Source organism: Meiothermus taiwanensis WR-220, assembly GCF_003568585.1.
GTDB lineage: Bacteria > Deinococcota > Deinococci > Deinococcales > Thermaceae > Meiothermus > Meiothermus taiwanensis.
On the sequence record NZ_CP021130.1, the window covers coordinates 2,758,469 to 2,773,373 of the forward strand.

Consider the following 14,905-nt stretch of genomic DNA (forward strand, 5'->3'; position numbering starts at 1 on the left):
GGTTTTCCAAACACCCGGCGGCCTAGCAATACGCCTGTGCGCCTGTGCGCTAGGCTTTTATCACGAAGGGCACAACAACCGGTAGAGTTCGTTGGGGTTGGCAGAGAAGTAGCGAATGGAGCGCAGTGGGGATAGGTTGTGGAGATGTAAAAGGTTGATGAGCACATCACGGAAATACATCAACCCAGCGGCCCCCTTGCGACTGCGGGAAGCGTCTTCACCAAAGACGGTATCGCGGGGGTGGTGCAGGCGGTTCTCTACCTGCCAGTGCCCGCGCCAAAGGGCATAGAAACCCTGAGGGGTGCGATCCAGCGAGGTGATGGCATCGTCGGTCTCCTCGCTGACGTGGAACCGGCAAAGCCACTGACGCTGGGAGGCATGGGGGCGATGCTCAGTGTCCAGATCCACAACTGACCGCTCCGCACCTCGTGGTGCTGGTACTGCTCAGCCGGGTGGGGTGGGTATGTGTCCAGGGCCCAGGCTATCAGCTGCTGCAGGTCTTTCTGGTTACTCTTGACCGTGAAGAGGTAGCCCCCTTTTGCGCCACCACCTGCTGGGCCAGGGTCGGGCTCATCACCCCAGCATCCCCCGTAATCAGCCAGTCCACCCCCAGGTCGCTCATCCGCACCAACCAACCCTCGGCTGCCTTGGCCTCGCTGGTCGTAACCGCTGTGCTACCCAGGCTCAGCCCCAATCCCTGCACCAAGGTGGAGAGGAAGACCAAAGCCGCCTCACCCTTGCGGCCCCGCCGGGTACCTCGCAGGTGTTTGCCATCGGTGGCTATGGCCAGCGGCTCTTCCCGGCCCAGCGCCCGCAGCACATCCTGGGCCCAGGCCAGCATGGCCTCCTGCAAGGCTGCCAACTGCCCATCCAGGAACCAGAAGAAGCGATACATCGTGGCCTGGGCGGGCAGTTTGCGTTGCCCGAAGCGGTTGCGTAGCTTCAGGGTGTTCAGCAGGTACTTCTCCTGATCCCTGATCCAGTGGGCGATGGCTAGGATATTTGTCCGACCGCTGCCCAGGGCCATCAGACTGATCAGCATCAGGTTTTCCCATTCATGCTCGGTCTTCAGATATTCCCTCGGATCGGGTATCTCCGCCAGGTATGGCAAGGGGCTGGGTATCTGTGTGGGATTCATAGGCTCTTATGATAAAAGCCTGCCTGTGCGCAGCTCAGGAGCTTCGAGCCCTCCTAGTTTGCTATAATGTAGGGACTGCCCGGGAGTTTACGTGACAACTAACAAGCCAGCCGTCGCAAACCTGAACGACCACCATCTTGGCACGATGGCTGTTATACACAGGAAGAGTTTGAGCAGCTCTGGCTGTAACCAATCGAGGCTTCTGGCGGAGATTACGAGGCACTTAATGCGGTGCGTATGTTGAACCCGAAGACTGGTTTCTGAACAGCTTGAGGTAGTTATGGCTCCCCACCCGATATCCGAACTGTACGACGAAATGTACATCTTGTACCGAGAAGGCCGCTATACCCGCGAGGACTTTGAGCGGCTCTGGCCGCAAATGGTGGAAATTGCCCGCCAAAATAACGACTGGGATTTGCTGAGTACAGTGCGGATGCTGACCCCCGAGGACTGGCTTCGGGATGCGTGGCAAAAGACGGTTGCCGAAAGCCGCGCAGCAGAAAAAAATCCCGTATAATCGAGCCAATCTCGCCAACCCATACCCTGACCCCAATCGGGGCCAACGGTTCATCCCCGCGGGTGCGGGGAATACACCTTGACGGTATTCGAGCTGGGCGAAGGCCCGGTTCATCCCCGCGGGTGCGGGGAATACCCACTTCAACCGGCACGTTTTCCAATCCTTCGCGGTTCATCCCCGCGGGTGCGGGGAATACCTGGAGGCGGTGAATACTCTGGCTACTGTAGCCGGTTCATCCCCGCGGGTGCGGGGAATACGCTCATCACGCAATAACCATGGGACTGTCCGCGCGGTTCATCCCCGCGGGTGCGGGGAATACGAGATCTCAGTAGACGAGGAAGCTCCCGTAGACCGGTTCATCCCCGCGGGTGCGGGGAATACAGAGAGAGTATCAGGATCAAAAGTACGGACAACGGTTCATCCCCGCGGGTGCGGGGAATACCTGACCCGCGCGGTCAAGCGGGCCTTCCAGGAACGGTTCATCCCCGCGGGTGCGGGGAATACCAGGCCGCCGGAGGTGATCTAAGCGGGATTCCCGGTTCATCCCCGCGGGTGCGGGGAATACGTATCGGCTGGGAGAGGGGAAGCGCTGATGCTCGGTTCATCCCCGCGGGTGCGGGGAATACGCTGCGCGCCTTTATGAGCAATCTGGTGGCCCGGTTCATCCCCGCGGGTGCGGGGAATACCCTCCGCGCTGCCGTCCGGTGGGGACGCTCGCCGGTTCATCCCCGCGGGTGCGGGGAATACGGGCTGAGGTCTTCCGGGCCTGCGTGCGGCACGGTTCATCCCCGCGGGTGCGGGGAATACTATCCCCTAGCCGAACCACCATCCATTACCGCCGGTTCATCCCCGCGGGTGCGGGGAATACGCCGCAGGGGGTAGCATGGGCACCACCCCGGCTGGTTCATCCCCGCGGGTGCGGGGAATACTCCGTGAAAGCTAAGCTGTTAGATCAAGAGATGCGGTTCATCCCCGCGGGTGCGGGGAATACAGTTCAGGGCAGGGGGTGTAGCGGAAGCGCTCCGGTTCATCCCCGCGGGTGCGGGGAATACGCATGGCCTGCATGATGGCGGCCTCGAGGGCGGCGGTTCATCCCCGCGGGTGCGGGGAATACCCCTCCCCTCTGCCCCTGCGGGCGGTCAATATCGGTTCATCCCCGCGGGTGCGGGGAATACGCTCCTCAGAGCCCACCGCCTCTGCCTCTGCCTCGGTTCATCCCCGCGGGTGCGGGGAATACGGCTCGTAGTTCTTCCAGCGCGGCCATCAGGTCGGTTCATCCCCGCGGGTGCGGGGAATACGCGCTGGGGATTTCCTCAAAGGTTGCGTCCTCAGCGGTTCATCCCCGCGGGTGCGGGGAATACGGGTAGGCGTAGGGGGCGGGGCCGCCATAGGGCCGGTTCATCCCCGCGGGTGCGGGGAATACATCCGCTCGGGGGGACCATCAAGCCGTTCGACCGGTTCATCCCCGCGGGTGCGGGGAATACCGCGTACCCCTCGCACGCACTGGCCCCAGCCGCGGTTCATCCCCGCGGGTGCGGGGAATACGGCTGGGGGGTAATCTGGCCCCTGACCCGAAACGGTTCATCCCCGCGGGTGCGGGGAATACACGGTTTCGTTCCAGTTTAGCATGTTCTCCTCCGGTTCATCCCCGCGGGTGCGGGGAATACGGGGTTTTGTCGCTTCAGGAGCTAACCGACAGCGGTTCATCCCCGCGGGTGCGGGGAATACTGGGGAAGAGGAAGCTCCGCGCCTTTTCCCAGCGGTTCATCCCCGCGGGTGCGGGGAATACCCCTGGCCGCTCTCCCCAAGGATTTTTGCAATAGGTTCATCCCCGCGGGTGCGGGGAATACGCCCGCAGGCAGGGCACTGCCGGGAGGTGTTCGGTTCATCCCCGCGGGTGCGGGGAATACTCATGCAGGATGTCCTCAGCATAGCGATAGGCGCGGTTCATCCCCGCGGGTGCGGGGAATACGATGCAGGGAACCCGAGCGGTACTGTTGCGCTCGGTTCATCCCCGCGGGTGCGGGGAATACGCCCGAGGGCCAGCGCTGCGGGCAGGTACTCCTCGGTTCATCCCCGCGGGTGCGGGGAATACGGCTCCAGGGTTCCGTCCTGGCGCAGGCGGGCGGTTCATCCCCGCGGGTGCGGGGAATACGGCCTGGACTACCTCGGGGTTGGCTTTGACGGCGGTTCATCCCCGCGGGTGCGGGGAATACGAAGATTATCCAGGGGCGAGAGCAGTTCATCACGGTTCATCCCCGCGGGTGCGGGGAATACTTAGCCGTCCGCTTCAGCCGTCCGCTTCAGCCGGTTCATCCCCGCGGGTGCGGGGAATACGCAGCAGGGGGGATGTAGCGCACCGCAACCCCACGGTTCATCCCCGCGGGTGCGGGGAATACGGTCTAATGTCATATTCCTGTCCTGGGTTGCTCGGTTCATCCCCGCGGGTGCGGGGAATACTCCTTGCCGCCCGACATCTGCACCACGACGTTCGGTTCATCCCCGCGGGTGCGGGGAATACTTGAGACAATGAAGAGGCGAGGTATTAACACCCGGTTCATCCCCGCGGGTGCGGGGAATACATGTGCTCGATGGTTCCTACTGCCAGGTTTGCCGGTTCATCCCCGCGGGTGCGGGGAATACGGCTGCAACCGCCCCTGATTTAGGGCTTTTCTCGGTTCATCCCCGCGGGTGCGGGGAATACGGAGGCCTCCTTGGCGGTATAGCCCCAGTGCGCGGTTCATCCCCGCGGGTGCGGGGAATACGGTAACTACGCACTCAAAGTGGTGGTGGTTGACCGGTTCATCCCCGCGGGTGCGGGGAATACACTTGATTCTAACAGCAAAACTAGCCGCTCGAGCCCCCGGAAGTGTCAGAATCCCGAGTCTGATTGTCAAGATTCACCCCTGGTTTGGCTTTTCTACTTCGCTTTTGGTGCATACGCTCCCACTCGGCATTCTTCACGGCCACCAGGGTCAGGCCGTCAAAGTCTACGAGGGTGCGGGTGGTGTCGCCATGGGTTCGGATGGCAAAGCCCTGTTCGTTGTTGGTGCGGTAGAGCAGGCAGCAGCGTCCAGCAGTTTTTTTGGCGACGCACTTTTCCCAGAGCAGGTCGCGCACCAGCGCCGAAACGCTGCCCACAAACACACCGGTACTCACCTCGAGCATCCAGCGCGAGAGCTCACCCCTCAGGGTCTTGGGTACCTTCTCCAGGACGATCACTACCATAGGCTATCCCACCTGGAACCGGGCCGTCGGGATCCCATAGATCGCCCGGTGCTGCGGGGTCGGCAGCGTAGGGGTCGGGGGTCTCGAGGGCATCGAAGAGGCTATGCAGGTCGGAGACGATGCGCTCCAGGAGCTTGACCTCCTTAAGCTGTTCGCGCAGGGTGTGGCGCACGCGGCGTTCGACGCCCACGTCCGACTCGGCGACCACTCGGAAGGCGGTGGGTATGAGGGTTTCGGCCTTGTAGATATCGGCCACGTCGTAAACGAAGGAAAGCTGCTTACCGGTGTGGATGAAGCCCAGGGCCGGGCTGTAGCCCGCCGAGAGGATGGCGGCGTGGGCCAGGCCATACAGGCAGGCTGCCCCGGCGGAGATGGCGCGGTTGATGGGGTCGGCGGCGGCCCAGTTGCCCCGCTGGTAGTTGCGGCCCTTCCACTCCACGCCGGTCTCGCGGCTCCAGCGGGCGTATCTCGCGCACCCGCACCCCTTCCGGCCCCGGATTTGCTCAAGGGAAAGCTCGGGCGACAGCGGCTCGGGAAAGCGCAGCCGGTAGAGGCGCTTGACCACCTCGAGGTGGGCCTCGGGGTCGGCCCAGGCCCGCACCTGGCGCATCAGGTTGGCGCTGGAGCGGGTCTCCCCCATCCCGCTGGCATAGAAGCGCACCATCTCCTCACCCACCCAGAACACTGAACAGCCGTTGTTGGCTAGCTGGCGTATAGCGGCGTGGGTGATGGAGGTGCCAGGGCCCAGCATCAGCACCCCCAGCGCCGCCGCCGGGATGGCCACCACCCCTTCCTGGCTGTAGTAGGCCACCGCCTGGTCTTGCTGCTCGAGGCGGCCATGTTCCAGGTAAAGGTACGAGAGCCCATCGCGGAATTTGGGGAGTTCCTGGAGGTTGCGGGTCTCGTACTTCATGGCTAGACCTTTGCGATGGAGAGCAGGCCAAAACCCAGGGCTTTGGCGTGGCCCAGGCCAGCAGCCAGGGTGTGTTTGAAGGCCTCGAGGTCGGTGATCTTCAGATGCCCCTCGTACAGCACCGACTGAAGCACAATCGGGCCGGAGCCGTCGTGTTTGTACATGCGCACCCGCTCGCTCTGAACCACCATCGCGCCCAGCACCGAGAAGCCCCCTTTGGCTCCCTGGCGATGCAGCCACTCGAGCTGCTCTTCGAGGGTTTTCAAACCGTGGCGCTTGCGCTTTTTGCTATCAGGATTGTTGGGATCTTTTTTGGTCACAGTAGGGTTAGCACGTAGGCGAAAGCGCAGCACCTGGGCAGGCTGGAGGTGCTCGAGGGGGATGGGTTTGGAGGCTGGGGGCTGGGCAAAGTAGCCGGGGAAACGCTGGACCAATTTTTCCCAGTCCGGCATCCCGGCACTCTGCACCAGCACAATGGGGATTTTTCCTACCTCAGCCCGCCACAAAAAGCGCGCTGGGGTCTGATTGGGCCCGGCAAAGGCATGGCACAGGGTGGCGTGCAGCTCATAGGGGCTGGCCAGGTCGGTGCGGGCCTGCTTAGAGCGGGGATCAAGCTGGAGTCGGCTCAGGTACACGCTTCACCTCCACCCAATGAGGAACCACAAAACGGGCCCCAAAGCGGCGTTCCGCAAAGGAGCCCAGCGGCTGATCCATGCGCAGCGAACCTTCGCTCGAGCCCCAGTTTTCCAGCATGACCAGGCACCTGACCGACTCGCAATCCTTCCCCTCTTCGTCCTTCGGCCAATCGCGCCCGAGGTAGCGGTACTTGAGGGCTTCCTGCAAAGGCTCCTCGCGCAGGCCGTCCTCGAGATACACCCCTGGGCTGGGCAGGTAGCCCTTTCTACCCAGAAATAGCGGCCAGGAGGGGTTCTTCAGCGCCCGGTGCGCGCGCTCCAGGAGGCGTTGGTCTTCCCCCTCGAGCCCCACCAGGAAAACCGCATCGGCCAGGTAGTAGCGCCGGGATGTGGTGGTGGGGTGCACCTTGGACTCATCGGCGGCGATCACGTTCTGGGCGGTCTGGTAGTCGTAGCGCAGCACCCCCGGCTGGTCGACGCGCACCCCCATCCGCAAACGCGCCAGCTCGAGCACAGGCGCCCGCTCTTCGCGGTCTATGCCCATAGCCGCACACAGCAAGCCGATCACCCCGCTTTTGGAGGGGGTGAGGTCGGTGTCTCGCTCGTCAAAGCGGCTTTTGGTGCCCCAGGACTGCATGGGGCCCGCCAGGCGCAACAGCAGGGTGGGCATCTCAGACCTCCAGCCCAAGGTTGGCCCTGACAGCTTTCATTGTGCTTTGCACCAGTTCGTCCAGGCTTCCCACGGGCGTGCCGATCTGGCTCTGGGCATCGGTGAGGTTGAGCACCCAGGCCGCTCCATCCTGCCCGTAGGCGGCGGAGAGCTTTTGCCACCTGGCCTCGAGCCGCTCCACCGAGGCCTCGGTGAGGCTTTTTTCCCGGCTTGGGCGCACCGGCTTCTCGAAGGCGTTGGCCAGGTTGCGCGGGTCGGCTTCCTGACGCACCGTGAACAGCACATACTCGGGGTCGTTGTGGGCCGCAAAGGAGTTCTGCTTGCCGCTGGGCTTGGCTTTGACTATCGCCCGCAGGAAGGCCTCGAGGCCCCGGAGCATCAGCTCGGTATCGTTCTGGAGGTTCGCACGGAGCTTCTCGAGGTCGAGCGCAACATAGCGGTAAAAGCAGGCCGAGTTGAACTCCACCGTACCGATCATGTCGGCCCCCGCATTGTCATCGGGCTTGAGGTCGTCCACAGCGGTGTAGAAGTCGAACTCGCGCTCCACGGCGTGGGTGGAAAGGGCATGGGCCACCTGGCAGGCGGCGTCCTGGTTCTTCTCGGGGAGGTCGGCCAGCATGCGCCCGAACAGGGCCACGTCCAGGGCCTTGCCGCCATCTAACACACTGCCCAGGGCTTTTTTGATTTCGTCGGGGACGGCTTCCCTGGCAGCTTTCTTGGCATCTTTGGTTTTCTTTTTACCCCCCTCTTCCTCGGCCTGGGGGGCCACCAGGCCATCCCAGTGCTGGTCGATGAGGTCAGCGATCCTGGCTACCTCTTGCCTGCCCAAAAACAGCAGGTACTGGGTTTTGCCCTCTGCATCAACCCTCAGGCCCATACCGCCCAGGGCTTGCTCCACCTTCTGCCGGGCTTCCTCCTTGCCCCTGCCCCTGGCCTCGAGCTGATCTACCAATGCCTGAACCAGCCGCTTGGTGCGTAAAGCCAGCGCCTCCTGGGGCAGGCCATTGGGGTGGTCGCGCACATACTCCCGTGCAGCCCGCTTGAGGCACTGGCTGCTGATGCGCCCGCGGCGGTAGCCACCAAAAATGGCATCCTTGGGAGAGCCAGTGTCGTCGCGGTTGAGGTTGGAGGGGGCGAAGTTTTGCAGGATGTGAATCTCGAGCAGGTGTTTCATGTTTTTCTCCTATTGCGATAGATTGAGATCGATCTGTAGCCGAACAACCTTCCACCCCAGGCCCTGGCGTTCCATGACCAGGCCTTCGTTGGGGTTATCTTTAGCGTGAATAAACGCTTCGGAGAGACCGCGGCGCTTGATGCGCCAGTGGGTCACATTTTGTGTATCGGCCTGCCCCGGCTCCTCTCCCGTACCAACGCTGGCAAGCCCTTCAGGCGTGACGTAAGCATCTATAACCCGGTCGACCATCGGCCCCACAAAAGCCAGGGCCAGCGCCCCGAAGCCCGTGGTGTCTTTCTCAACTTCTCGCATAAACGCGCGGTTGAGATCGGATTTCAGGCTTTCCCGCACCCTGGGAAAGTCCACATATCTTGAAACGGCCGAAGCGTTGTTGGTTGCTATGGCCCGCTGCAACCCGCGAAGGGCAAGGTAGGGGGAGAACCAAAAATAAGCGAACCCCAGCACCATAGCCGCAATCGCTACCCACAACCACTGTTTACTGCGCATCTTCACCCTCCATGGAGATGGTCTCTTCCTTAGCAACGGTACGGTAGAAAGCCCTGGCCCATTTCTGTTGCACTGGCTTGCGCTCACGGTTCCAGGCCAGCAGGTCGCGCAGGAGTTCCGACCAGTAGATGCGGATGTCGTCCTGGCTCTCAATAAGCTGCACCATCTGGCGCAGGCGGTAGGGCAACTGCTCTTCATCGGCATCCAGCAGGGCGATAAAGCGCTGCTCGATGCTTTTGGACTGGTCGCGCGCAAGGTAAAGCTGTGCAATGGCGTGACCCAGCGTGCGGCGGTAGCCTTTATTCACGCCTCCTTCATTGTTCTGGCCCACCTCAGGCTCCTCTTCATCTTTGCGAAACTGCTCCAGCTCCGATGAAGAGACCGTGCTGGCCCACAAACCGGCCACCAGGTAATAACAAATCCGCTCCCAGCGATCTTCGTGCTCGTCCTGGATGCGCCCCAGGAACCCCTCAACCAGCGGAACCACCTCCGCTCCCGGCGCATCCAGGCCGCGGCGCATCCGTGCCAGGTCGGCTGGCGTGCTGCGCTGGCGCAGGTACCGTACAAAAGCCTGTTCTCTACTGACTTCCTTTTGCACCCACTACCTCCTTTTGTTTGTAGATATGGGCCAGCAAAATGCCCTCGCCCTTGTGAACGGCCCGCAAAGCCCGGGCATCGTCCCCCGCGGCCAAAGCAGCAAGCCGCCAGGCCTGCAGGGCCTCGCGCTGGAGAATCTCGCGCCAGGCCCGCTCGAGCCGAGCCTGCTGCTTTTCGAAATCGGGGCCGAGCTGGCTTATCCAATCGGCGAAATGGCCCTCGAGCGCCGACCAGTAAGCCACCTGGTGAGGAAAGCTCCGGGCCAGCTTGCTCACGTCGTCTTTATGGGGCTTGCGATCCCCCATGGACAGCAACCCGGCGGCCAGGGCTCGAGCAGCCCCATTCAAAACCTCTCCCATCACTTCGGCTTCGTTCAGGCATTGCTCGACAAAAGCGCGCAGGTCGGTCTCGCCCAAAATGGCCTCGGGCAGGCGGTATATCTCCCCCCGCCAGAGTTCGACCTTGGCCTGATCACTGGCCTGACCCGCCACCATCACGGGGAGGCCCCGCTGCCTGAAATGGCGGCCCAGGGCGCGGTAAACGTTGCGGGCATGGTCGGCCACGGCCAGCCCCTGGGCCGAGCCGGGCTTGGGCAGCAAAGCGGCAAAGTCGCGCCACAAGGCCCGGCCCTCGCTAAAGCCGAGGGGGCGCTCTCTGGTGGGGTCTTTGGGGTCAGGGCGAAACGCCACCATCGGGTCGCGCCGAACCTGGCTCTCCTCGTAGCGAACCCCCGAGGCGTAGGCGATCCAGCGTACGATAGTCTGACCATCTTCCTCCTCAGGGTGCAGGCGCACCGCGCGCGCGAGCCAGGTGTAGCGGTGCACGATGCCCTTGGCGCTGGCCCTGGCCCGCTCGCAGTCCGCCAGGTCGGCAACCTTCAGGGGCTCCTGCTCCCAGGTGGCGAAATCGTGCTCGTGCTCCCTTTTGGGATAGGCCACTAGGTTCAGGCACAGCGTCTGGTGGAGGTTGTCGCCCAGCACCAGCGCCAGAGCCGCCGTCGCGACCGGCGCCGTGGCGGTGTGGCACAGCACGCTCTTGCCTGCAGAAAGGGCAAAGGTCTGGTTGGCCACCAACAGCCGGGCGGCCTCGGCGGGCAGGAGGGGGCGGGGCCTCGAGGTGACGGTGTGGTCGAAGAGCACCTTGTTGTTGTCGGAGTTGAGTTCGGGGGCCAGCACCGTCCAGGAGCGGCAGGAGCGCTCGAGACTGAAGTCGGGCACCTGGTAGAAGGGCCGCTCGGGGTGGAACAGGTCGAAGCGATCCCGGTACTTACTCAGATAGGTCTGAATCTTTCCGCGATCGAACCCCTCTTCGAACCACTCGGCCGCCTCGTAGGCATCGGCGGGGCCCTCCAGCGCCCGGTGCAGCACCGCCAGCAGCAAGCGGTGCAAGGCCGCCGTCACCAGCGGGCTGGGGTCTTCGATGCGCTCGAACTCGCGGGCCTCGAGCAGGGCCTGCTCGAGGCTCACAAGCAAAAGCTCGTTTCCCGTTCGTACGGGAATCCAGGGCTGGGTTATTAGATTAAACGTGGGCAAAGCTTACCTCCTGTTGCTTCCTGTAAACCACCCCAAGCTCGGGGTGAAGCTCGAGCACAAGTTCCCCCAGCACCGCGCACCCTCCCTCGAGCACCACCGGATGGGCATGGGCCAATAGGGGGGTTTCACTCCAGGGCTTGGCGGGCAGGCCGTGGGCTTTCCGATGGGCCTCCAGGGCCTTAAGGTTGTTTTGCACCAGCTCATACCGGCTGAGCTTGACCGAGCGGGCAAAGATGCGCCTGGCCTGGGCCAGCTCGAGCTGGCTGGCCAGGCTCACCCCCTCCTTCCCGCCCGCATCGAGGCAGAGCTGCCCGCCCACCTTGTGCAGCAGCACCACCGTGGCGCTGGGGGGGCCTTTGCGGGTTTTGAGCAGGCTGGGGTCGTCGTCGGGGTTGGGCTCGTCGTCGGGCAGCCTGGTGAAGTCCCGGGGCTCGAGCCAGCCGGTTTCATCGGGGTCGCCAAAAGGCGCGTAGAAGGCCTCGTCCTGATCTCGGGCGTCCCTTTTTTCCATGCGGGCCTGGGCTTCCTCAAGGGCCCTCCTCCACGCTTCCGGAAGCCCCTGGGGCATAGGGTCGCTGTAAACCTCCTGCACCAGGCGGTCGATATCGCCCGGAAGCTCGATCTGGGTGCGGTTGCGCAGGGCCAGCCAGCTCCGCAGCAGAACGTAGCGCTCGTAGATGCGTTCGGCCGTACCGAAGTCGGGCACCCCTTCGCACTCCAAACCCGCCACCCACAACACCGGTTCGGTGTGGGAATGCCGCTCCTCCGCGCTGCGGGCGTGGCGGTGCAGCCGCCCTGCGCGCTGCAAAACCAGATCCACCGGGGCCAGGTCGGTGAACATCACATCAAAGTCGAGGTCGAGCGATTGTTCAACCACCTGGGTGGCAACCAGGATGGCTCTTTTAGGGCGCTGCCCTTGCTTACCAAACTTATCTAGAACAAGCTGCTCGCGATTTAAGCGCTCCTCGAGCGGATAGCGGGCATGAAACAGGTATACCTCCACCCCATCCGAATTGCCCGCCAAAGCCCGGTACAGCTCCTGTGCCCGCTGCACGGTGTTGACAATACAGGCCACACAGCCGCCCCGGCGGGCCTGCTCGAGCGCCTGCTCGGCGATGGCCTCGAGGCCGAGCGGCAAGGCCCGTAGCCGCAGGGTGGGCTGTTTGCGCGCCTCAAAGGTCTCCACCACGGGCATGGGGTTGTCCTTTACGACACGGGTAATGCGGGGGTATGGCTTGTCCTCGGTTATCTTCTCGGCCCCAAACGCCCTGAGCAGATTTTCCCGCTTGGCCCTGGGCAGGGTCGCGCTCATCAGCACGACCGATGAATCCAGCGCCCTAAGCCAGCGCACCAGCGACTCGATAAGGCCGCTGGTGTAGGTGTCGTAGGCGTGCACCTCGTCCAGCACCACCACCCGGTTGCCCAGGCCCCACAGCCGCACGAACTGGTGCTTGGTGGGCAGGATGCCCAAAAGCGCCTGATCTACCGTACCCACAGCGTACTCCGAGAGCAGGCCGCGCTTGCGGTGAGAGAACCAGATCTGGGCCTCGACTCCTTCTTCACGCTCTTCAGGGCTGTTGGGGCGCACGCGTATCTCCTGGTAGGCCTCCACCAGCTCGCTGGCCCCGTGCAAGAGTTGCAGGTCGAGCCTGCAGGACTGCCCCCAGCGATCCAGAAAGGCCTTGGCCCGCTCGAACATCAGGTTGCCGGTGGCCTGGGTGGGCAGGGCCACGTACATCCCCCGGTGGCCGTTGGCGGCTTGCAGGCGCAGGTGGGCGTAGAAGGCCGCCTCGGTCTTGCCTTCGCCCATGGGGGCCTCCACCAGCAACAGGGCGGGGCGATCCACGCCCTCCAGGAGGCGCTCGATGGCAGCTTGCAGTGGGCGGGCCCTGAACGGCGCTTCGGGGCTACCCAGATAGGCAAAGACCTCTTCCAGGCTTTGCGGCTCGGGCATCAGGGTTTTGCGCTGAAACCAGCCGATGCCATCAAGCTTTTGCGTGGCCCGCACCTTGGCCTCCCGGTAATACCCGGCCAGATCGTCGCCGAGGGGGTGAAAGTCGAGGCTCGAGCCAATCCAGTCGGCAAAGCTGGTAAGGCCCGCCAGGCGCTCGAAAGCCGCACCCCCATAGAGCTTAACTTTGGGAGCCTCCCCCACCCCCAGCACCTCGAGCACCGCTTCGAATAGCTCGCGGCGCACCTCGTCCCAGTTCGCGTTGCCTTTCTCACGGGTTGTTGCTTTGTCCAGATCGCCCCTTGTTGCCCGGAAGCCGTGGTGCTCCCCCACCGCCGCTGCGACATTCTGGGCGGCCCGGTATTTCCACCCCCTGGCCTCGAGTAGTTCGGGCAGCACCGCCTCGCTGATGATGCTGTGGGAAAGGTCGTCGGGCGGCGGCGTTGGGTCGCTTGACCAGGTGAGCCCCGTGGCCCAGAGCCGTTCCTTGCCCTCGAGCCACTTCTGCTGGAAGGCTGGGCTGGCCTTGCCGATATCGTGCAAGCCCGCCAGGGCGCAAACCCAGGCTTTGGCTTGCTGGGGCTCCAGGCTTAGATCGTGGGCGTAAAGCTCGAGGGTCTTGGGGGGCTCGCGCTCGAGGATCGCCTCGGCGCAGGCCGCCACGTCCAGCAAGTGTGCAATGAGCGGATGCCAGGCGCCCTGCTCCCGGCCCCGGTCGCTTTTGGCCCACAGCCTCCTGGCTGACTCCGAAAGCCTCATGAACCCACCTTCCCCTTCATCCCTTCGAACCCCCTGGCATACTCTTCCAGCACCTGCCGCGCCTCCAAAAGCCACCGCTGCCGCAGGCTAGCCGGTTCCAACACCTCCACCCGAGGCCCCCAGCTCTGCACCCAGGACAGAAGCTCCAGGGGGAAGTTGTCGTTGTTGGTGCCCACGGTAATGCAAACCTCGAGGCCCCCGTCGGGAAGCCTCGAGGCAATACGCAGGTTGGGGTAGCCGCCTTCCAGGATGCGGTAGGCGGCCTCGGGGCGGAAGCGAAGCCGGACTTCCACCGGCACGCCGCCGCTGCTGCCCACCACCCCCCAGGCATTGGAGAGGTAGTGGCGGGGGTCGAAGTCCGGTGGGATGGTGTAGGCCCCCGGCTCTCCCACCGCCCGCACCCGGCGCATCCGGCTCAGCTTGTAGGTGCGCAAAGCCTGGTGGTAGCCGCGCTCGAGCCCGATCACATACATCCCCAGGTTGGTGCGGGCCACCTCGAGGAAGTAGACCTCGAGCACATTTTTGCGCGGCCTACCCGAGCCACCGGGCTTGAGGTAGTCGAACTCGATGCGCTGGCGCTTGAACCAGGCCTCGGCCACCACGGCCATGGCCTGCCCTTCATCACGGTGCTGCAGGGTGCGGCGCTCGAGGTCTTCGGTGCTCTTGAGCGCCAGCTCCTGGGCCGGGGAGGGCAGCCGCCGGGCCAGCTTTTTGAGGGCCGAAAGATAGGTTGGCTCGTAGCCGGGGGTGTGGTGGTAGAGCATCCGCAGGGCGCTGTGGGTCACCAGCGCCTCCACCGGGCTCAGCTCGTAGCTTTGCAACAGCTGATACTGGGGAGAACGCCCCACCTTGCCCACCTCCACTGCCTGCAAGTCCTCGAGCAGGTAGCGCAGGGCCGTGCGCTTATGAACCCCCAGTACCTGGGCCAGCTCACCGGCCGTGTAGGGCCTGACCGCCAGCAGGTCGCGGGCCTCCACTAAGCGCAGCGCCTTTTTGTAATCCACACTTTCTCGGCGTGGCTGACCCATATGGCTTTACCTACCTGCAAGTCTAGGTGCTGGCGTCCAGGTCTCGTCCAGATTGTCAGAAAAGCTTCTAGTTCGCTCATAAAACTTGATCGAATCGTGCTAATCTTTACCAGATTTTTCCTCATGGGAAGCGCCGTCGCGAGGTGAGGGTTACCTGGACTACCCGCCCCCACAACATTTGGGGCCACCGTCTACAACCCAATGGCCCGGCCTATTCCCAGGGGTGCCTGTCTGTAGGGCCAAGCTCATCAGCACC

The 14,905-nt window shown here is 63.6% G+C and carries 13 protein-coding genes and 1 CRISPR repeat array; of the genes, 1 reads left to right on the forward strand and 12 read right to left on the reverse strand.

Features of this window, described 5'->3' with window-relative positions:
• Positions 1-60: 60 nt before the first annotated feature.
• Both MTAI_RS15365 and MTAI_RS15370 read right to left on the reverse strand, forming a co-directional pair.
• Entirely contained in the window at positions 61-408 is a 348-nt protein-coding gene (locus tag MTAI_RS15365; protein ID WP_052488391.1) for a hypothetical protein, read from the reverse strand.
• Between the two features lie 76 nt (positions 409-484).
• Positions 485-1,138 carry a transposase family protein gene (locus MTAI_RS15370; RefSeq protein ID WP_245453120.1) on the reverse strand — a complete coding sequence of 218 codons (654 nt, stop codon included), beginning with the start codon at positions 1,136-1,138 and terminating at the stop codon, positions 485-487.
• Between the two features lie 280 nt (positions 1,139-1,418).
• Between MTAI_RS15370 and MTAI_RS13620 the strand changes: the two genes are divergently transcribed.
• On the forward strand, positions 1,419-1,655 hold the full coding sequence (locus MTAI_RS13620) for a hypothetical protein (protein ID WP_187388560.1): 237 nt from the start codon (positions 1,419-1,421) through the stop codon (positions 1,653-1,655).
• A 46-nt stretch (positions 1,656-1,701) separates the two neighbouring features.
• Positions 1,702-4,482: a CRISPR direct-repeat array (repeat unit 29 nt; unit sequence CGGTTCATCCCCGCGGGTGCGGGGAATAC).
• Positions 4,483-4,502: 20 nt separating this feature from the next.
• Here MTAI_RS13620 and cas2e read toward each other — a convergent pair.
• Genes cas2e through MTAI_RS13670 form a run of 10 tightly spaced genes read right to left on the reverse strand, consistent with a single transcriptional unit; the run spans position 4,503 to position 14,625 of the window.
• Positions 4,503-4,883: a type I-E CRISPR-associated endoribonuclease Cas2e gene (cas2e, locus tag MTAI_RS13625; protein WP_013015254.1), complete on the reverse strand. Its 381-nt coding sequence runs from the start codon at positions 4,881-4,883 to the stop codon at positions 4,503-4,505.
• Positions 4,837-5,796, reverse strand: a complete 960-nt coding sequence (cas1e, locus tag MTAI_RS13630) for a type I-E CRISPR-associated endonuclease Cas1e (protein WP_187388561.1) — start codon at positions 5,794-5,796, stop codon at positions 4,837-4,839. Before cas1e ends, cas2e begins: the two co-directional genes overlap by 47 nt.
• A gap of 2 nt (positions 5,797-5,798) precedes the next feature.
• Positions 5,799-6,431 (reverse strand): type I-E CRISPR-associated protein Cas6/Cse3/CasE, encoded by a 633-nt coding sequence (gene cas6e / locus MTAI_RS13635; protein ID WP_013015256.1) that lies wholly within the window; start codon positions 6,429-6,431, stop codon positions 5,799-5,801.
• Positions 6,406-7,101 (reverse strand): type I-E CRISPR-associated protein Cas5/CasD, encoded by a 696-nt coding sequence (cas5e, locus tag MTAI_RS13640; protein ID WP_013015257.1) that lies wholly within the window; start codon positions 7,099-7,101, stop codon positions 6,406-6,408. Before cas5e ends, cas6e begins: the two co-directional genes overlap by 26 nt.
• Before the next feature lies 1 nt (position 7,102).
• Positions 7,103-8,275 (reverse strand): type I-E CRISPR-associated protein Cas7/Cse4/CasC, encoded by a 1,173-nt coding sequence (gene cas7e / locus MTAI_RS13645; RefSeq protein ID WP_013015258.1) that lies wholly within the window; start codon positions 8,273-8,275, stop codon positions 7,103-7,105.
• Between the two features lie 9 nt (positions 8,276-8,284).
• Entirely contained in the window at positions 8,285-8,743 is a 459-nt protein-coding gene (locus tag MTAI_RS13650) for a DUF2939 domain-containing protein (RefSeq protein ID WP_015586609.1), read from the reverse strand.
• A 28-nt stretch (positions 8,744-8,771) separates the two neighbouring features.
• Entirely contained in the window at positions 8,772-9,380 is a 609-nt protein-coding gene (gene casB / locus MTAI_RS13655; RefSeq protein WP_013015260.1) for a type I-E CRISPR-associated protein Cse2/CasB, read from the reverse strand.
• On the reverse strand, positions 9,361-10,911 hold the full coding sequence (casA, locus tag MTAI_RS13660; protein ID WP_024050681.1) for a type I-E CRISPR-associated protein Cse1/CasA: 1,551 nt from the start codon (positions 10,909-10,911) through the stop codon (positions 9,361-9,363). The genes casB and casA overlap by 20 nt, the downstream gene beginning before the upstream one ends.
• Positions 10,898-13,621, reverse strand: a complete 2,724-nt coding sequence (locus tag MTAI_RS13665) for a CRISPR-associated helicase/endonuclease Cas3 (RefSeq protein ID WP_024050682.1) — start codon at positions 13,619-13,621, stop codon at positions 10,898-10,900. Before MTAI_RS13665 ends, casA begins: the two co-directional genes overlap by 14 nt.
• A complete protein-coding gene (locus MTAI_RS13670) occupies positions 13,618-14,625 on the reverse strand; it encodes a helix-turn-helix transcriptional regulator (RefSeq protein WP_223299810.1) in 1,008 nt (335 codons plus the stop codon). Before MTAI_RS13670 ends, MTAI_RS13665 begins: the two co-directional genes overlap by 4 nt.
• Between the last annotated feature and the right edge of the window lie 280 nt (positions 14,626-14,905).